The following is a 17,832-nucleotide window of genomic DNA, read 5'->3' as shown; positions in this document are numbered from 1 at the left end:
ACCGCGTATGATCCTCTATATCCACGGTTTCGCCAGCTGCGGCGATTCGACGAAAACCCGCCTGCTCAAGGCGCATTTCGGCGAAACTAAGCTGCTTTCCCCCGATGTCCCGGTCGAACCGGACGCCGCCATGGCGGCACTGCGCCGTGTGATCGAGCAGTATGATATTTCCCTCTTGATCGGTTCGTCGCTGGGCGGCTTCTATGCGACGGCGCTAAGCAGCGAGTATGGGCTCGATGCCGTACTGATCAACCCCTCCGTGCATCCCTACCAAACCCTGGCGCCGTATGTGGGCACCAATACGTTCTGGTGCAGCGGGGAACCTTTTGAATGGAAAAGCGAGTACCTGCTGCAGTTGGCACGCATTGCCGAGACGATGCGGCTGCCGGATGCACGGCTGCTGGTCCTGCTGCAGACGGGGGACGAGCTGCTCGATTACAAAGTGGCCGAGGCCGTCTACGAAGGGTATGAGGTCGTGGTGGAAACGGGCGGAAATCACCGTTTTGAAAATCTGGGGGCGTACCTGGAACGGATCGAAACGTTTTACCGCGATGCCTAGCGTACCCCGCTGGGCAGGGTGGCGATATGCGCCTGGAGCCAGCGCGCATTGTCCGCGTCGGTGCCGGCGCATTCGCAAAAACGCGGCAGGTCGCTGATCAGCGGCCAGAGGGCGCGTGTGGCGACCCCTTCGGCATTCGTCGCATCCAAAAAGGCATCGCGGCTTTCAGGCGCTTCGAAGAGCAGGGCATTGAGCCAGCAGTTGGGTTCGCTCTGTTTTTTCATCCGGAAGAGCTTGACTTCCTCCTCCTCTTCATAGTCGGCGAAGAACTCCTGGTAGCGGCGGGCAAGATCGCGCTGCTTGGTGACGATCGTTTTCATATGCTCCATCTGGGCACAGCCGACCGCCGCATTCAGGTTCGACATACGGCAGCTGAAACGCCCCTGGGCTGCTTCCTTCGCATCGGAAAGATAGGGGATCGTGCCGGTGCTTCTTGCCGATTCCGCCAGGGCCTCGTCGTCACAGACGAGCACGGCGCCGTCCCCGCATGTCGCGATCTTGTGCCCCTCGAAACCATAGATGCCGCAGTGGCCGAAACGCCCGGCCATCGTCCCTTTATACGACGATCCGAAGGCTTCGGTCGCATCTTCGATGAGCATGATGCCGTACTCGTCGCATACCGTCCGGATATCATCGATGCGGCAGGGAAAGCCCAGAATATGGACCGGAACGCAGGCGGTGATGCGGTGTCCCGTGTGGCGGTTGAAACACCCCTCTTCACGGATTTCGGCGTTGTAGGCAAGGAACTCGCGCAGCCGGTCCGGATCCATGCCCATTGTTTTGCGTTCGACGTCGATGAAGATGGGCTCAGCACCCAGGCTGTCGACGGTATTGGCCGTCATGGCGTGCGCGAGCGGCTGGGTCAGTACCTCGCAGTCGGGACCCGTACCTGCCAGGACGAGGGCGACGCGCATCGCCGACTCGGAAGCGTTGAAGGCAACGGCATGGCGGGCCCCGCAGTATTCGCTGACCATCCCTTCGAAGCGTTCTACGTATTCGCCTTCGGAAGAGACCTCTACACTTTCGATACAGCTGCCGAGGTAGTTCTTTTCGTTCCCCACGAAACGCGGTGCATGAAGGGGGACTGCCCCGCTGCTTCTGAAAAGGTTCCGGATATAGCGTACGGTATTGCTGTGCATACTCTTCCTTTCAATCAATATACCCCCGTGCTCAGCGCACGAAGGTTGACGCCAGTTTGAATCCTGCTCCGGCCATGAAGACGGTTCCCAGGGCATTCAGCCCGATATTGGCGGCCGCCAGGGCGAGGTGACCGCCGTTAAGCAGCATGACACTCTCGATCGCGAAGGTCGAATAGGTCGTCAACGCTCCCAGGATCCCCGTCGAGAGGAAGGATTTGACGTGCAGCGAGAAGTAGGTCGTGTACATGAAATAGGCGACCAGGATTCCCATGATGAAACTGCCGATCAGGTTGACGCCGAGGGTACCGAACGGGAGGTCATGGGGAACACGGTGGGAGATGAGACCGTTGAGGTAGGCCCGCAGAACGGCGCCGATAAAACCGCCGCTTCCGATGGCGAGCAGGGTGGCAAGGCTCATGATTCTTTCCTTTGTTCGTAGCGGTCATAGGTTTCCTGCATACGCTGCTGCAGCTGTTCCAGCCATTTCTTGTCGTTTTTGTCCGCCTGGACGCTCTCCAGGTAGACCGCGGTGATGACACCCGGTGCGGCGGTCATGCGCTTGGTACTGAAAAAACGGGCGGTATGAATGAGCACGACGGGCTGTACCGTCAGGCCGAGCTTGTCGGCGATCAGTTTCGCCCCGGGTTTGAAGCGCCGCATGCGGCCGCTTTCCGAACGGGTGCCTTCGGGAAAGATGCAGACGATCCGCCCGTCGTCGATCCGCTCCTTGGCTGCTTTGAGCAGGGCGACAAGGGCGCTTTTGCTTTCGCGTTCCAGGGGAATCTCCCGGGAGAGGCGGACGGCCAGCGAGAAAAAGGGGATTTCGAAGAGCTCTTTTTTGGCGACCCAGGCGAGCTCACGTTTTGTCGAGCTTTCGATGACACCGATGTCGAGTTCGCTCTGGTGGTTGATGACATACATCTGCGCCTCGGGATCGGGGGTACCGATTTCACGCACATGGACGAAGATCAGTGTCCGGATAAACCAGGCGGAAATTTTCGAAGCATAGGGGCGGGGGACGAAAGGGTAGAGCAGGATTTTAAGCAGCAGCCCCGTAAAAATGACGAGGGTGCTGTAAGCCCAGTTAATCCGCGCAAGTATCTTCATTCTTGACCCAACCGATCTGCTCGTTTTGGAGGCGAACTTTCGTATAGCCCTTGATATGCCCTTCGGCGTTCAACTGGTAGCGCGTCGGGGCGATCTCGAAGACCGTGGCGTTGCGCATCGGCAGGAGGTAGATCGGCGATCCCTCTTTGATACAGACCTGCTGCAGCGGGATGTTGAGCCATGCGGCATAGCCTCCCGCGGCAACGGCGACGGCGAGCAGCGTCCAGGAGCGTTTCCAGAGCGCGAGCACGAAGAAGAGCCCGAACACGACGAGGAATACGATGGTTTTCTGGATGACGTGTCCATGCTCGACCGGGTTGATGTCACTCGTCGTCGAGACGAGATCGTCATCCACCTCGATCGGGATGCTCATGCGCTCGTACCGTTTGCTCTGCAGGTTGAAATACTGGAAACGCAGCACTTCCATTGTCTTGGGCAGCACGGCATAGTAGCTCATCGATGCGAAGTGCGGATCTTTCTGCAAGGATTCGAAATCCTGCTTTCCGGCCTGGGGAAGGTGGAACGCCCCCAGGTCGCTGCGGTTGGCATCGGCGGAGATCACGATGATGTTGTTCGCCTTGTCGTAGACGGTGGTCTTGACATGCGTCACGGTGAAGCGGTCGGCCAGAATGCCGCAGAAGTTTTGCGGAGGGTTGAGGACCGTCGCCTCGACGGCACCGCCCTGCAGCGGTTCGGAGCTCTCCTCTTCCCCATAGCCCATTGCGAGAACCGGCGTGATGTCGGGCAGCAGGGCGCGTTTCCCCGTCACCTTGAAATAGAAACGGTCGAAAAAGGTATGATCTTTCGCTTCGCGTTCGGGGGTGTCACTGAGGAGCTCGAGGCCGCTGCCGCCGCTGAAGCGGTAGCTGAGACCGTCGAACAGGTCGGTCGTGATGACGGAACGGATGAGGATGGAGACGATTTCACCTTTGAAGAGGCGCTCGGGTTTTTCAACCAGCGTGGCGTAGAGATGCCGTGTGCTCGGTGTCTCCTCTTCCACGGAGATCGCATCGCTCTCGACTTCCGCCGATTGGTCCGCCTCTTGGGCCTGCATGCCGAAAGGCATGACGGTTTCGGGAATGTCGGTCACGAATGTGGCGGCCTGCAGGAGGCCGAAGGTACCGAGCCAGAGGAGCAGTAGGAACGAACGCATTATGAAGCGAAGAACCCTTCAAGCATCGCTTTGCCGTCCGCGGATCCGAGGATCGCTTCCATGGCGCGCTCGGGGTGCGGCATCAGGCCGAAAACGTTCTTGCCTGCGTTGCAGACACCGGCGATGGCATCGACGGAACCGTTCGGGTTGCTGACGTTGCCTTCGCTGTCACAGTAGTGCAGCAGGACCTGGTCGTTATCGTAGAGCGCCTTGAGGCCCTCCGGATCGATGTAGTAGTTCCCGTCGTGGTGGGCGATCGGGATGTTCACGACGTCGCCCTTGTTCAGCTTCTGCAGGAAGGTATTCTCATTGCCGACGACTTTGAGGTGGTGGTGGCGGGAGATGAAATGGAGGTGTTCGTTGCGTTTAAGCGCACCCGGCAGCAGACGCGATTCGGTCAGCACCTGGAAACCGTTGCAGATGCCGAGGACTTTTCCGCCGCGTGCCGCATGGGCTTCGACGGCCTGCATGACGGGACTGAAGCGGGCGATGGCACCGCTGCGCAGGTAGTCGCCGTAGCTGAAACCGCCCGCAACGACGACGAGGTCGGTATCAGCGGCGATGCTGGTCTCTTTGTGCCAGACGATCTCCGTCGTCGCCCCCAGCTTTTCGAAAGCGTACTGCGTATCGTACTCGCAGTTCGTTCCGGGAAACTGAATGATGGAGACTTTCATGAGACGATCTCGATCGCGTAATCTTCGATGACGGTGTTGGCCAGCAGGGATTCGCACATTTCGGTCACCTCCGCTTTGGCGCTCGCTTCATCGGCAGCCGTAATGTCAAGGACGATCTGCTTGCCGACACGGACGTCGTTGACACCGTCGAATTTGAGTGAGTCCAGTGCGTGGTGGACGGCTTTGCCTTGGGAATCCAGGACACCCTGCTTCAAAAATACGTTGACGATTGCTTTCATTACTTTACTCCCAAAATGCGATTCAGAACTTCTTCGTAGGCCACTTTAAGCCCGCCGAGGCCCTGGCGGAAACGGTCTTTGTCCATTTTTTCGCCCGTTTCCATGTCCCAGAAGCGGCAGTTGTCCGGGCTGATCTCATCAGCAAGGATGATATTGCCCTCTTTGTCCTTGCCGAACTCGAGTTTGAAGTCGACGAGGTTGAGGCCTTTCTCCGCGAAGTAGGGCTTGAGGATGTCGTTGACCTGGCGGGCCATACGGCGGATCTTGTCGAGCTCGTCCTGGTAATCGACGAGGCCGAGGATCAGGGCGTGCTGGTCGTTGAGCTTCGGATCACCGAGTTCATCATTCTTGTAGTCGAATTCGACGAGGGTGAAGGGCAGGACCTTGCCGTCCTCGATCCCGAGGTTCTTGCTCAGGCTCCCGGTCGCGATGTTGCGGACGATGACTTCGATGAGAATGACGTCGACACGCTTGTGCAGCATGTGGTTGTCGTCGAGCATACCTACGAAGTGTGTCGGGACGCCTTTGGACTCGATCAGTTTGAAGAGTTCCGTCGAGATCTTGTTGTTGAGGGCACCTTTGCCCGCCTCACTCGATTTTTTGGCGCCATTGAAAGCGGTCAGGTCGTCTTTGAATTCGGAGATGATCAGATTTACATCGTCCGTTGTAAAGAGTTTTTTTGCCTTGCCTTCATACAGCAATTCGCGTTTTTCCATTAATGTGTTCCTTTCACGATGATAAGTGCTTTGAGGATGTCAATCGCCTCTTTGAGTTGGATGTCGTTGTTGACCTGTTTTTCCGTAATGATGTTGGTGTCCGTTTTGTTGTCCGCCTCGGGATCGGTGGTGTTGCCGTCGATCTTCTGCAGTTCGCTTTTGAGGTGCATCTTCAGGTCGGCCTCTTTGATGGCGAATTCGTCGTCGTCGGTTTTCGGGACGAGCCCACGGTCGACGATGATGTCCGGGGTGACGCCGATCGCCTGGATCGTACGGCCGCTCGGCAGGTAGTAGCGCGCGACCGTCAGCTTGATGGCTTCGGTGTCGCTGATGGGCAGGATCACCTGGACGGAGCCTTTTCCGAAGGTTTTCTTCCCGACCAGCACGGCGCGCTTGTGGTCCTGCAGTGCCCCGCTGACGATCTCGGAGGCGGAGGCGCTTCCCTCATTGACGAGAACGACAAGAGGCTTTTCTGTCAGGGTTGCCGAATGATGGGCGCTGTACTCACTGTTTTCGCGTTCGTCACGACCCTTCTGGGAGACGATGACCCCTTTGTCGACAAAGAGGTCGACGAGGCCGACGGCCTGGTCGAGCAGGCCGCCGGGGTTGTTGCGGAGGTCGAGGATGAAGCCCATGGCTTCGCCGTTATGCTGGCGGATCGCCTTGGAGATGCCCTCGACGACCTTCTGGTCGAAACTGGTGACGCGCAGATAGACGATGTCGTCGCCGATCGTTTTGGCATAGACGGACTGGATTTTGATGATATCGCGGATGATGTTGACGACGAACGGTTTCGTTTCGCCTTTGCGGACGATGGTGATGTCGATCGGCGTTTTCGGCTTGCCGCGCATCAGGTTGACCGCTTCGTCGATATCCATGTCGAGCGTCGGCGTGTCGTCGATCTTGAGAATGATGTCCCCGGCCTGCAGACCGGCTTTGTCTGCCGGGGTACCTTCGATCGGCGCGATGACGGTGAGGGCGCCGTCTTTGATGCCGACGGTGATGCCGAGTCCGCCGAACTCCCCTTTGGTCTGGACCTGGAGGTCTTTGAAGCCCTTCTGGTTCAGGTAGGAGGAGTGGGCGTCGAGCTTGCCCATCATCCCCTCGATGGATTTGTTCATGAGGGCCTCGATGCTCTCTTCGTCGACATAGTATTTTTCGACGATGCTGAGCACCTTCGTGAACTTCGCCAGGGCCTGGAGGCGGGAAGCTTCAACCGTCGGTGTACCCTCTTTGGGTGCGTCGGCGAGGAGGGCGGTGGAATAGGTCAGGGCTACGGCCGCCGTTGCCGTGAGAAAGCCCATCGCCATCATCTTTTTCTTTTTCATTTTATACTGCTTTCCAGTCTCGCGATTTTTGAGCGTCTATTATAGTCAAACAATAGTAAAATAAAAGCATGCAGGCAGTGGTGTTTGGAGAAAAGGTGCAGATGGTGAGCGGCGGGATTTGCAAAGGCTTAGTCAGTTTGTATCAACTATAGTTGACACTGTTTGACTAAAGATGCTATAATCATTCCAGTCAAGTAGCCCAATCCTAACAAAGGAAGCATGATATGAATACGATTTTTGAAAAACTGACCCATCAGATGACGCAGACCATCGAATCGGCCCTTTCACTGGGACTGCACAACCAGAACAACGAAGTGGAGCCGGTGCATGTCCTCTGGGCGCTGCTCACCAACAGCGACACCGTACTGAACCAGGCCCTGCGGAAGATGAATGTCGATAAAAGTGCGATCGAGCTCGATGTCAAGAGCGCCGCGGACAAGCTGCCCAAAAGCAGCGGCGTGAGCAAGGAGAACATGCGCATCTCGCGCAACCTCGTGCAGGCGCTGGAACGCGGTGTCGGGGAGATGACGCGCAACGGCGACAGCTATATGGCCGTCGACAGTTTCATCCTCGGCAACCTCGAGAGCGAACCGTTCGGAACGATCCTGACCAAATACCTCGACAAGACGGAACTGCGCAAGACGTTCGAGGCGATGCGCGGCGGACAGAAGATCGAGAGCCAGACGGCGGATGAGAACCTTGAGAGCCTCTCGAAGTACGGTATTGACCTCACCGCGCAGGCGGCGGCGGGCGAACTGCCCCCGGTCATCGGCCGCGACGAAGAGGTGCAGCGCATGATGCAGATCCTCATCCGTAAAACGAAGAACAACCCGATCCTGCTCGGTGAGCCGGGGGTCGGTAAAACGGCCCTGGTCGAAGGGCTGGCGCAGCGCATCTATAATAAGGAGGTGCCGCTCTCCCTGCAGAACAAGAAGGTCGTGGCGCTCGATATGAGCGCACTCATCGCCGGGGCAAAGTACCGCGGCGAGTTCGAGGACCGTCTCAAGGCGGTTATCGACGAAGTCAAAAAGAGCGGCAATGTTATCCTCTTTATCGACGAGATTCATACCATCGTCGGTGCGGGGGCTTCCGAGGGGAGTATGGATGCTGCGAACATCCTCAAACCGGCCCTGGCCCGGGGCGAATTGCACACTATCGGGGCGACGACGCTCAAGGAGTACCGCAAGTACTTTGAAAAAGACGCGGCCCTGCAGCGCCGTTTCCAGCCGGTCACGGTGGACGAGCCCTCCATCAACCAGGCGCTGCAGATCCTGCGCGGGATCAAGGAGCGCCTGGAAGCGCACCACAACGTCACCATTACCGACGCGGCACTGGTGGCGGCGGCGAAGCTTTCCGACCGCTATATCTCTGACCGTTTCCTGCCGGACAAGGCGATCGACCTGATCGACGAGGCGGCGGCGGAGCTGAAGATGCAGATCGAGTCCGAGCCGCATGCGCTCTCCGCTGCCAAACGCAAGATCCAGGAGCTGCAGGTCGAGAAAGAGGCGCTGAAGATGGACGCAAACCCGGCCAACGACAAGCGCCTGGAGGAGATCGAAAAAGAGCTGGCGGATGCGAACGAGGAGAAACGCACGCTCGAGGCACAGTACCAGGGTGAAAAAGAGGTCTTCGAACGCATCGCCGCCATCAAGGGCGAGATCGAGGCCAAACGCCGCGAAGCGGAGCTGGCCAAGCAGCAGGGCGAGTTCAACAAGGCCGCCGAGATCGAGTACGGCAAGATCCCGCAGCTCAATGACGAAGTGGAGAAACTCCAGGAGCAGTGGAAAACGATGCAGGGCGAGGGGACGCTGCTCAAAAACAGCGTCGACGAAGCCTCCATCGCCGGAATCGTCAGCCGCTGGACGGGGATCCCCGTCACGAAGATGCTCCAGAGCGAACGCGAAAAGATCCTCCATATCGAGGATGAGCTCAACCGCGACGTCGTCGGGCAGGACAAGGCGACGCATGCCGTCGCCCGCGCCATCAAACGCAACAAGGCGGGGCTCTCCGACGCCGACCGCCCGATAGGATCGTTCATGTTCCTGGGGCCGACCGGGGTCGGGAAGACCCAGACGGCCAAGACCCTGGCGAAGTTTCTCTTCGACAGCGAAGAGGCGCTGATCCGTCTCGATATGAGCGAATACATGGAAAAGCACGCGGTCTCCCGTCTGGTCGGGGCGCCTCCGGGATACGTCGGCTACGAAGAGGGGGGCCAGCTGACCGAAGCGGTCCGCCGCAAACCCTACAGTGTCGTCCTGTTCGACGAGGTGGAGAAGGCGCACCCGGATGTCTTCAACATGCTGCTGCAGGTGCTCGATGACGGCCGCCTGACCGACAACAAGGGGGTGACGGTCGATTTCACCAATACGATCATCATCCTGACCTCCAACATCGCCAGCGACAAGATCATGACGATGCAGGGGGACCCGAACCTCGAAGAGGTGGTACTGGGCGAACTGCGCGGCAAGTTCAAGCCGGAGTTCCTCAACCGCCTCGACGATGTCGTCATCTTCAACCCGCTGGGCGAGGATCAGATCGTCGCGATCGTCGACCTCTTCTTTGCCGCGATCGCGAAGAAGGTCGCCGAGCGCAACATTGCGCTGGAGCTGAGCGAGGAGGCCAAGCGCCTGATCGCCCGGGCCGGTTTCGACCCGGTCTACGGGGCACGGCCGCTCAAGCGCGCGCTCTACGAGATCGTCGAGGACCGCCTGGCAGACCTGATCCTCGGCGGCGAGGTCGAGGAGGGGAACCGGGTCGTCTTCGATGCCGTGGGCGACGAAATCACGGTGGCCGTTGATTAATCCGGACACGCTACAATCCCGGTATGAATATGCTTAAACGTCTACTCCTTCTCCCGGTCATCGTACCGGGGCTTTTTGCGACGCTCCTCGCCTGTACGGGGGACTGCCTTACCTGCCATCCGAAGCTGCTGCCGACGATCCAGACGGATCCGCGCCATAAGCCGATGCTCGGCTGCATCGACTGCCACAGCGCCGACCCCAACGCCATGGCCGAGTGCGGCAGCGAGTGCTTCACCTGCCACCCGGTTGAAAAGGTTGAGAACATTGGAGTCAAAGAGCATGCGGTGATCCGCGGCTGCCGCGACTGCCATGTGCAGATCAAGGAGGCGCTCAGCGATATCGCGACGCCGCGGGACCAGTCGGTGATGCCGCCGCTCAAAGATCTTCTGGTGCCGCCTTCGGATAACAGCGGCGGTTTTTGAGCCCCGATGCGGGAAAAAGGGAGAGTTCCCCTTATTCTTAAATAAGCATTAAGTATGAATAGGGCATAATTGCGCACTAAATTTTCTGAGAGGAATGGTCATGAAAAGAACATACCAACCGCATAACACGCCTCGTAAACGTACACACGGTTTCCGTGCACGTATGGCGACAAAAAACGGCCGCAAGATCATCAACGCACGTCGTGCTAAGGGCCGTAAGAAACTGGCTGCCTGAGTTCGTCCGCAGTGCTGAAACACAACCGCGAGTTTCAGCTGGTCTACCGCAAGGGCAAAAGCGCGCATTCGCCTGCGCTTGTCCTCTTCTATCTCCCAAACACCCCTTTTGTAACCGTCGGTTTCACTGCCAGTAAAAAAGTCGGCAACGCCGTCAAACGTAACCGTGCCAAACGCCGCATGCGTGCACTCTTTTACGGCCTGGAGCCGCAGCTTGCCGCCGGCAGCTATATTCTTGTCGCCAAGGCGACGACGGTGGACACCCCCTACGCCGTCATGGAAAAAGCCCTCCGCAAAATGGCGGAGCGGGTCGGGGCGCTACAGGCATGATCCGCCGGCTGGTACTCGGGCTCATCTGGATCTATCAGCGCAGCTTTACGCTGATCGGGCGGGGAAGCTGCCGCTACTACCCCACCTGTTCGGAGTATACGCGCCAGCAATTCGAACAAAACCCCCTCCTGCACGCCTTCTATTATTCAACGAAACGTATCCTGACCTGCAACCAGCTCTTCCCGGGAGGCATCGACTATGTCGAGGTGGCGAAATTGCGGCCGAATCCGCAAGATTTAACCATTAATAGGATAAAGTACTGGCTCGTTCCGAAAGCGGGGAACCGCTTTTATCTCATCAAAAATTTTTCGTATAAAGGCTAACGTGTGTTTGAAAAAATGAGTCCCAACCAGCGGCTGATCCTGGCCGTGGTCCTTTCATTTGTCTTCTTTATTGTCTATACAGCGATCTTCCCGCCGGAGATGCAGGAGAGCGCAGAGCAGAACGTCACGCTCACGGAGCGCTCAGGTGCCGAGGCGGCGACCCCGGTGGTCACTGACGGCGGTGTTGGCCATGCGGTGGCGGCCAGCGAAAAGGTGGCCAACCCCGACGCCACGAAGCTGGTGACGGTGGAGTCCTCCGAATTTACCCTCAAGATCGATACCCTCGGCCGTATCGCCTCCAAAGTGCTCAAAGATAAAAAATATTATGTGGATGACAAACCGACCGAACTGGTCGCACAGGAGGGGGCACAGCCGCTCTTCATCCGTTTTGCGGACGAAGCGGTCAATGCCGAGGCGCTCAAGGTCCCGTACCGTGCCGATGCGAATACGGTCTCCCTGGAGGGTGCGGATGCGAAGCGCGTGACGCTGACGCAGACCCTGCCGCAGGTCACGGTGACGAAAACGCTGACGTTCTACCCGGACGGCCACTATGACATCGAGGTCTCCCTCTCCAAACCGATGCGCTACTTCCTCTACGTCGGACAGCACGCGGAGCACAAAGGGCAGATGATGATGGCCGTACACGGCGTCATGGCCTATACCGCCGACGGCGTCTCCAATATCTTTGAAGACGGCGATGTCGAGGGGCGCACCTCCCTGCGCGACGTGAAACTGCTGTCGGCGTTCGACCAGTATTTCGCGTCCATCTTCTACGGCTTCGATGCGGAGCTGCTCGTCAACGTCGACCGCGACCGCAGCGACAACCCGATCGCCTATCTCGAAGCCTCCGACTCCCTGAGTTTCAACGGCTTTATCGGACCGAAGGATTACCGCCTGCTCGAATCGGTCAACCCGGTGCTCGTCAACGCGATCGAGTACGGCTGGTTCACCTGGGCGGCGAAACCGCTGTTCGGCTTCCTGCTGTTCCTGCACGGCATCTTCGGCAACTGGGGCTGGGCGATCGTCGTTCTGGTAATCGCGATCCGTCTCGTACTCTACCCGCTGACTTACAAGGGGATGGTCTCCATGCAGAAGATGAAGGACCTTGCCCCGAAGATGAAAGAGCTTCGCGAGAAGTACAAGGGCGATCCGCAGCGCATGAACGCGGCGGTGATGGAGCTCTATAAGAAAAACGGCGCCAACCCGATGGGCGGCTGTCTGCCGCTGCTGCTGCAGATCCCGGTTTTCTTCGCGATCTACCGCGTTCTGCTGAACGCCGTCGAACTTCAGGGCGCAGCGTGGATGCTTTGGATCGATGACCTCTCCCGCATGGACCCGACGTTTATCCTGCCGGTCCTGATGGGTGCTTCCATGTATTTCCAGCAGAAGATGACGCCGAACAACTTTACCGACCCGATGCAGGAGAAGATCTTCAAATACCTGCCGGTCGTCTTTACGTTCTTCTTCGTCACCTTCCCGTCAGGCCTGGTGCTTTACTGGCTGACGAACAACCTGCTCTCCATTGCGCAGCAGTATATGGTGAACAAGAAGTATGCGCAGATCAAAGCGGCACACCAGGCGCAAAAAGAGCATAGCGGGGACGAGGCCTGAACATGAAGAAGATCGAAGCGCCGTCGCTTGAAGCGGCGTACAGCGAGGCTTCCAGGCAGTTCAGCTGTTCGGTGACGGAGCTCGACATCGTCGTCGTCCAGCACCCGAGCAAAGGGTTCCTCGGCCTGCTGCGCAAGCAGGCCGTCATTGTCGCCCGCCCGAAAGCGGCGGCAGAGGAGACGGAGGAAGCAGCTGCGCTCACCGTGACTGAAGCGGCCCCGGAGTCGCCGGAACCGATCGTCTACCCCGAAGATGACGACAGCGAATACGCCGAGGTCTACGCGGACGAGGATCACTACACCGAGGAGAACGACGATCTCGAACTGATCGCCGAAGAGGTGGAGATGAAACTCAACACCCTCTTCGAGACGATCTGCTTCAAGCTCGAACCGATCCGCGTTTCCGTCTACGACGACAATACGCTCCTGGTGGAGTTCAACGGCGAAGACGCGGCGCTGCTGATCGGCAAGGAGGGGTACCGCTACAAGGCGCTCTCCTACATGCTCTTCAACTGGATCAACGCCGAGTACCAGCTGCAGCTGCGCCTCGAGATCGCCGAGTTCCTGCAGAACCAGGAGGAGTCCGTCGCCCGCTACCTGACCGGCGTTTTCGAGAGCATCGACCGTGACGGCCATGCCCAGACGCGCGTCCTCGACGGGGTTCTCGTGCAGATCGCGCTGAAGCAGCTGCGCGACCGTTACCATGACAAGTACGTTGCCATCCGCACCACCCGGGACGGCGGCAAATACATCATCATCAACGATTACCACAACTACTGATCATGCACGATACGATTGCCGCCATCGCGACCGCCCACGGCATCGGCTCCATCGCCATCATCCGCATCAGCGGCGAACAGGCGACGACGGTCGCCTCGAAACTGACGGGGCAGCGCCCGCTCGAAGACCGGCGTGCCCACCTCTACCCCCTCTATAACCCCCGCAACGAGCTCATCGACGAAGCAATCGTCCTCTTTTTCCGCGGCCCGCGCAGCTTCACCGGTGAAGATGTCGTCGAACTGCAGTGCCACGGCGGGCAGATTGTCGCCGAAGAGGTCCTGAAGGCCGTTCTGGCCAGTGGCGCGCGCCTGGCGACGCCGGGCGAATTCAGCCGCCGCGCTTTCCACAACGGCCGTATCGACCTTACCGAGGCGGAGGCGATCGCCCGGCTTATCGAGGCACGCAGCGAAGATGCGGCCAAGATCCTGGCCAAGCAGATGAAGGGCTCATTGCGGACCTTCGTCGAAGGCAACCGCGACGCCCTGCTGGAGATCCTCGCCTATTCGGAGGTCTCCATCGACTATGCCGAGGAGGACCTGCCGCAGGACCTCGTCGACCAGATCATCAAAAAGCTCGAGGCGATCGCCGTGGCGCTGCGCCGTACCCTTGCTTCGAGCGAACGGCGGCGGGGGCTGATGCAGGGGTTCAAGGTCGCCATCATCGGCAAACCCAATGTCGGCAAAAGCTCGCTGCTCAACAGCCTGCTCGACTATAACCGCGCCATCGTCAGCGACATCGCCGGGACGACCCGCGACACCATCGAGGAGCAGGTGCGTATCGGAACGCATCTCATCCGGATGGTCGATACGGCGGGGATCCGCGAAGCCGGGGACGAGATTGAACGGATCGGGATCGAACGCTCCATCGAAGCGGTCAGCGAAAGCGATATCGTTATCGCGCTCTTTGACGCCAGCCGCCCGCTTGATGAGGAGGACAACGCGATTCTCTCCCTGATGGACAGCCATAAGGCGGAACGCGAGTTTATCGCCGTCCTCAATAAAACGGATCTGCCGCAGCGTTTCGACGAGACGCCGTTGCGCAGTTACGTCCCGATCCACATGAGCTGCAAGCAGGATACGTCGGCGCTGATAGAGGCGCTGCAGTCGCGGATGGACCACCAGAACGTCTCGGAAGAGACCATGCTCATCTCCCAGCGCCAGACGGATGCCGTGAGGGGGGCGCTGAGTGCGATCGACAACGCCTTTATGCCGCTGGAGGAGCAGGAGCTGGAGCTCTTCTCTTTCCATGTCGGCGAGGCGATCCAGGCGCTGGCCTCCATTACCCGTCCCTTCGACAACGAAGAGATGCTCGACAAGATGTTCGGCAGCTTCTGCCTCGGCAAATAGCGTTCAGTGCTAAGCGTTAAGAGTTAAGATGAGTAAAGCTTTACCGATCCTGGCAATCGACCTTGGGCTCAAACGGATCGGACTGGCCTACAGCGCGGACGGCACCATTGTCACCCCGCTGACGGCCGTCGAGCGCAAAAACCGCAACCAGGCGTCGCAGGCGGTACGGGATGTCATCGCGGAGTGGGGGATAAAACAGGTCGTCATCGGCATCCCGATGGGCGGTTCGAGCGAGGAGGAGATGCGGCGCCGCGTCGCGCATTTCATGAACCTCGTCGATTTCGACGGCCCCGTCGCCTACCAGGATGAGAGCGACAGCTCCCTCGAAGCCGAAGCGTTGATGAAAGGCGAGATCCGCTACAAGCGCGACGGCCGCGTCGATTCGCTCTCGGCGATGGTAATTCTCCAGCGCTTTCTTGGCGGAGGGAGCGGTACACCCAGCGTGTACTGACCCCGACGGCATACAGGGCGTATGCACTGGATACGCTTTCTGTAAAGCATATCGCCTAATCCGCTATTGATCCAATAAGTTTTCACTTTTCCTGTGTTATAGTGAGCCCAAAAGATTTCGGAGTGTGGCAATGGGACTTTGGGACGGTGTGAAACGGCAGCTGCGTTCGGTCATTGAGTGGGAAAATCCCAGGGAAGATGATCTTTTCTACCGATGGTCGGACAACGGCGACGAGATCAAAAATGCCTCGAAACTCATTGTCGGACCAGGGCAGGGATGCATATTTGTTTACGAGGGCCGTGTGGTCGCCGTTCATGAACGCGAGGGTATGACGTCGCTGCGAACGGAAAATATCCCCTTCTGGACGACGGTCATCAAAGTGCTGCAGGCTTTTGAAAGCGAGCACAAGACCGGGTTCTATTTCTATAAACGTACCGAGATTCTGAATCAGAAATGGGGGACAAGGTCTCCGATCAAATACAGCGATCCCGTGTATAACTTTCCCGTGGCGCTGCTGGCATTCGGGAACTGCGCTTTCCGTATTACCGACCCGAAACGCTTCTTTGTCAATATCGTTGGAGGCAAATCACACTTCAGTGTCGAGGCATTTCGCGAAGCAATGGTGTCGCGGATGATTCAGCCCATCAGTGATTTCCTGGCCGAGTCACAATACTCCTATATCCAGATCGACGCCCAGCGCAACGAGATCGCACTGGCCCTGCACGGGAAACTGAACACGGTGTTCGATGCTCTCGGGTTCTTTCTCAGTGATTTTCGGATCGAGGGGACCGATTTCGACGAAGGGACCAAAGAGCGCATCGCGCGCATTGCCGATGTCGGTGCCGACGTCCATGCCGCAAAACATGCGGGCGTCTCCTATGCCGAACTGCAGCGCCTCAGCGCCATGCGTGACGCCGCAGCCAACGAAGTCGGTGCCGCAGGTGTCATGATGGGGATGGGTACGGGCATGCAACTGGCATCCGATACCACCGCCGCACCGTCGGAAGACATCGCCTCCAAACTGCGCCAGCTCAAACAGTTTTACGTTGAAGCGCTTATTACCGAAGAGGAGTACAGCCGCAAAAAAGCGGAACTCCTGGAGAGAATGTAACCGTATTATGAAGCGCTGCAAGAGCTGTTCGGCACCGCTTGACGGTATATTCTGCGACTACTGCGGCAGCCGGAACAATGTCGATCTCGGCCATTTCAGGCCCATGAACGTCCGGCCGCATCAACAGCGCCCCTGTCCCGTTTGCCATACCAATATGAGCACCATCGACGTCGGAGAAAAGGTGCCTTTCCTGATCGAGCGGTGCGAAAGCTGCATGGGCCTCTTTTTTGACAAGGAGGAGCTGGAGTCGATGATCGATATGACGGTAAAAGGGGGGCGGAACGTCAACCTGAATCTGTTGCAGGAGCTGACGGAAAATCCGCGTTACGTGGACGTTGTTGTCTACCGCCGCTGCCCGGTCTGCCGGAAGCACATGCAGCGCAGGAACTTCGGCCGGCGCAGCGGGGTCATCATGGACGAATGCGTCGAACACGGCATCTGGCTCGATCCGGGAGAACTGCGGCAGATCATGGAGTGGGTCAAGGCCGGGGGGCTGAAGCGGGCGGAAGCGCCGGAACAGCCCCGTTCATCGTATACTGAATGCCATACCGCGACACGCCGAAAGTCAGGACATTCGCGCCATTACCATGAACACGAGCGTGAAAACACTCCGGCGATGTGGGAAGAGCTATTCGCGTTATTGCGCAGATGAGCTCTCGGCAGGAAGGACGACCCCGAAGAACACCAGTGCCTCCTCTTCGTCGTCCGTGAGCGTGGCGCCGCGGTAACTTTCATCCTCATTGAGCACTTGCGTAATCCGTTTGACGCTGAGATCGAAACACTGCTTCCGAGCGCAGGGCAGATCGTCGATAAACCCCATGCCGCTGAAGTGGTAGTTCTCCCCCTCGTTTTCGATGCAGAGGAGGGTACCGTCGCACTGCGCCTCGATGCATTCGACGAGCTCGCGGTAGTTGATGCCGAACTCGGTGGCCTGCCATCCGATCTCCTCGAGTTCGCTGTCGGTGAATTCGGCGACGCCGTCACCGGTCGTATCGTCATAGTCCGCGTGGCGCACGTTGTAGCCGATGATCTCCTGCCAGTTGCGCGCGGCTTTGATAAGGATGCGGTCTTCGACTTCGACGACCTGCATGTTGCCGCCGAGCAGTTCGGCAAGGCTTTTCGGTTTGGTCGGCATCAGGGCCGAGGGTGCCGGGCGTTCGATAGTGCCCTGGAATATGTAGCAGCTGCGCACATCATAGGGCGGCTGGTGAATCTCCCCCCTGATCGTGATGCCGAAGGGCTTCCCGCCGTTGACTGCAGCCATCATGGCCGGTTTGTCGATGGAGATGATCTCTTTGACAAGGTTGAATTTTTTCATACGTACTCTTCCGCAATTTTTCGGAAATTTTAGCATGCCGCGGACGAGGGGCGATTAAGAAATCGCCGTTTTCAAAGGCCTAAGCGGAGCCTAAACTACTCTTTCATGACTTTTTGGTACAATGCGCAAAATTTTTTGTGGTGCGGGGACCGTCTGAAAGAGGGCGCGAACGTCCACAATCCAAGGGATTA

At 58.3% G+C, this 17,832-nt stretch carries 21 protein-coding genes; 12 read left to right on the top strand and 9 right to left on the bottom strand.

From position 1 onward, the window contains the following. Window positions 1-7 precede the first annotated feature (7 nt). A complete protein-coding gene (locus WCX49_RS08715) occupies window positions 8-559 on the top strand; it encodes a YqiA/YcfP family alpha/beta fold hydrolase (RefSeq protein ID WP_345984710.1) in 552 nt (183 codons plus the stop codon). Here the strand turns inward: WCX49_RS08715 and WCX49_RS08710 are convergent. The 8 genes from WCX49_RS08710 to WCX49_RS08675 are packed head-to-tail and all read right to left on the bottom strand — an operon-like array spanning window position 556 to window position 6,915. Next, entirely contained in the window at window positions 556-1,698 is a 1,143-nt protein-coding gene (locus tag WCX49_RS08710; RefSeq protein ID WP_345984709.1) for a DegT/DnrJ/EryC1/StrS aminotransferase family protein, read from the bottom strand. The two genes, WCX49_RS08715 and WCX49_RS08710, sit on opposite strands and share 4 nt — an antisense overlap. A 31-nt stretch (window positions 1,699-1,729) precedes the next feature. Further along, a complete protein-coding gene (gene crcB, locus WCX49_RS08705; protein WP_345984708.1) occupies window positions 1,730-2,116 on the bottom strand; it encodes a fluoride efflux transporter CrcB in 387 nt (128 codons plus the stop codon). Continuing rightward, window positions 2,113-2,805, bottom strand: a complete 693-nt coding sequence (locus WCX49_RS08700; protein ID WP_345984707.1) for a lysophospholipid acyltransferase family protein — start codon at window positions 2,803-2,805, stop codon at window positions 2,113-2,115. Before WCX49_RS08700 ends, crcB begins: the two co-directional genes overlap by 4 nt. Beyond that, window positions 2,783-3,958: a hypothetical protein gene (locus tag WCX49_RS08695; protein WP_345984706.1), complete on the bottom strand. Its 1,176-nt coding sequence runs from the start codon at window positions 3,956-3,958 to the stop codon at window positions 2,783-2,785. The genes WCX49_RS08700 and WCX49_RS08695 overlap by 23 nt, the downstream gene beginning before the upstream one ends. Then, window positions 3,958-4,632, bottom strand: coding sequence for a phosphoribosylformylglycinamidine synthase subunit PurQ (gene purQ / locus WCX49_RS08690; protein ID WP_345984705.1), 675 nt, complete (start codon window positions 4,630-4,632; stop codon window positions 3,958-3,960). The genes WCX49_RS08695 and purQ overlap by 1 nt, the downstream gene beginning before the upstream one ends. After that, window positions 4,629-4,871, bottom strand: a complete 243-nt coding sequence (gene purS / locus WCX49_RS08685; protein ID WP_345984704.1) for a phosphoribosylformylglycinamidine synthase subunit PurS — start codon at window positions 4,869-4,871, stop codon at window positions 4,629-4,631. Before purS ends, purQ begins: the two co-directional genes overlap by 4 nt. Further along, window positions 4,871-5,587, bottom strand: a complete 717-nt coding sequence (gene purC / locus WCX49_RS08680) for a phosphoribosylaminoimidazolesuccinocarboxamide synthase (RefSeq protein WP_345984703.1) — start codon at window positions 5,585-5,587, stop codon at window positions 4,871-4,873. Before purC ends, purS begins: the two co-directional genes overlap by 1 nt. Then, window positions 5,587-6,915, bottom strand: a complete 1,329-nt coding sequence (locus tag WCX49_RS08675; RefSeq protein WP_345984702.1) for a S41 family peptidase — start codon at window positions 6,913-6,915, stop codon at window positions 5,587-5,589. The genes purC and WCX49_RS08675 overlap by 1 nt, the downstream gene beginning before the upstream one ends. Before the next feature lie 224 nt (window positions 6,916-7,139). On the opposite strand from WCX49_RS08675, the gene WCX49_RS08670 reads away from it, so the two are divergent. The 11 genes from WCX49_RS08670 to WCX49_RS08620 all read left to right on the top strand — a co-directional run bounded on the left by WCX49_RS08670 (window position 7,140) and on the right by WCX49_RS08620 (window position 16,975). After that, window positions 7,140-9,716, top strand: a complete 2,577-nt coding sequence (locus WCX49_RS08670) for an AAA family ATPase (protein ID WP_345984701.1) — start codon at window positions 7,140-7,142, stop codon at window positions 9,714-9,716. A gap of 29 nt (window positions 9,717-9,745) precedes the next feature. Beyond that, window positions 9,746-10,138 (top strand): hypothetical protein, encoded by a 393-nt coding sequence (locus WCX49_RS08665; RefSeq protein WP_345984700.1) that lies wholly within the window; start codon window positions 9,746-9,748, stop codon window positions 10,136-10,138. 100 nt (window positions 10,139-10,238) lie between these two features. Continuing rightward, window positions 10,239-10,373, top strand: a complete 135-nt coding sequence (gene rpmH / locus WCX49_RS08660; protein WP_231018503.1) for a 50S ribosomal protein L34 — start codon at window positions 10,239-10,241, stop codon at window positions 10,371-10,373. A gap of 11 nt (window positions 10,374-10,384) precedes the next feature. Continuing rightward, window positions 10,385-10,702, top strand: coding sequence for a ribonuclease P protein component (gene rnpA, locus WCX49_RS08655; protein WP_345984699.1), 318 nt, complete (start codon window positions 10,385-10,387; stop codon window positions 10,700-10,702). After that, a complete protein-coding gene (gene yidD, locus WCX49_RS08650) occupies window positions 10,699-11,025 on the top strand; it encodes a membrane protein insertion efficiency factor YidD (RefSeq protein WP_345984698.1) in 327 nt (108 codons plus the stop codon). The genes rnpA and yidD overlap by 4 nt, the downstream gene beginning before the upstream one ends. A gap of 3 nt (window positions 11,026-11,028) precedes the next feature. Next, on the top strand, window positions 11,029-12,636 hold the full coding sequence (gene yidC, locus WCX49_RS08645) for a membrane protein insertase YidC (protein ID WP_345984697.1): 1,608 nt from the start codon (window positions 11,029-11,031) through the stop codon (window positions 12,634-12,636). Between the two features lie 2 nt (window positions 12,637-12,638). Continuing rightward, window positions 12,639-13,415 carry a Jag N-terminal domain-containing protein gene (locus WCX49_RS08640; protein ID WP_345984696.1) on the top strand — a complete coding sequence of 259 codons (777 nt, stop codon included), beginning with the start codon at window positions 12,639-12,641 and terminating at the stop codon, window positions 13,413-13,415. Next, complete coding sequence (mnmE, locus tag WCX49_RS08635) at window positions 13,412-14,761, top strand: tRNA uridine-5-carboxymethylaminomethyl(34) synthesis GTPase MnmE (protein ID WP_345986799.1); 1,350 nt, start codon at window positions 13,412-13,414, stop codon at window positions 14,759-14,761. The genes WCX49_RS08640 and mnmE overlap by 4 nt, the downstream gene beginning before the upstream one ends. Window positions 14,762-14,789: 28 nt before the next feature. Continuing rightward, window positions 14,790-15,212: a Holliday junction resolvase RuvX gene (gene ruvX, locus WCX49_RS08630; protein WP_345984695.1), complete on the top strand. Its 423-nt coding sequence runs from the start codon at window positions 14,790-14,792 to the stop codon at window positions 15,210-15,212. 130 nt (window positions 15,213-15,342) lie between these two features. After that, a complete protein-coding gene (locus WCX49_RS08625; RefSeq protein WP_345984694.1) occupies window positions 15,343-16,323 on the top strand; it encodes an SPFH domain-containing protein in 981 nt (326 codons plus the stop codon). Between the two features lie 7 nt (window positions 16,324-16,330). Continuing rightward, window positions 16,331-16,975, top strand: coding sequence for a zf-TFIIB domain-containing protein (locus WCX49_RS08620; protein WP_345984693.1), 645 nt, complete (start codon window positions 16,331-16,333; stop codon window positions 16,973-16,975). Here WCX49_RS08620 and WCX49_RS08615 read toward each other — a convergent pair. Next, entirely contained in the window at window positions 16,961-17,641 is a 681-nt protein-coding gene (locus tag WCX49_RS08615; protein WP_345984692.1) for a hypothetical protein, read from the bottom strand. The two genes, WCX49_RS08620 and WCX49_RS08615, sit on opposite strands and share 15 nt — an antisense overlap. Between the last annotated feature and the right edge of the window lie 191 nt (window positions 17,642-17,832).

This window comes from Sulfurimonas sp. HSL-1656 (assembly GCF_039645585.1).
Taxonomy (GTDB): domain Bacteria; phylum Campylobacterota; class Campylobacteria; order Campylobacterales; family Sulfurimonadaceae; genus Thiomicrolovo; species Thiomicrolovo subterrani.
This window is presented reverse-complemented; position numbering and strand designations above follow the sequence as displayed.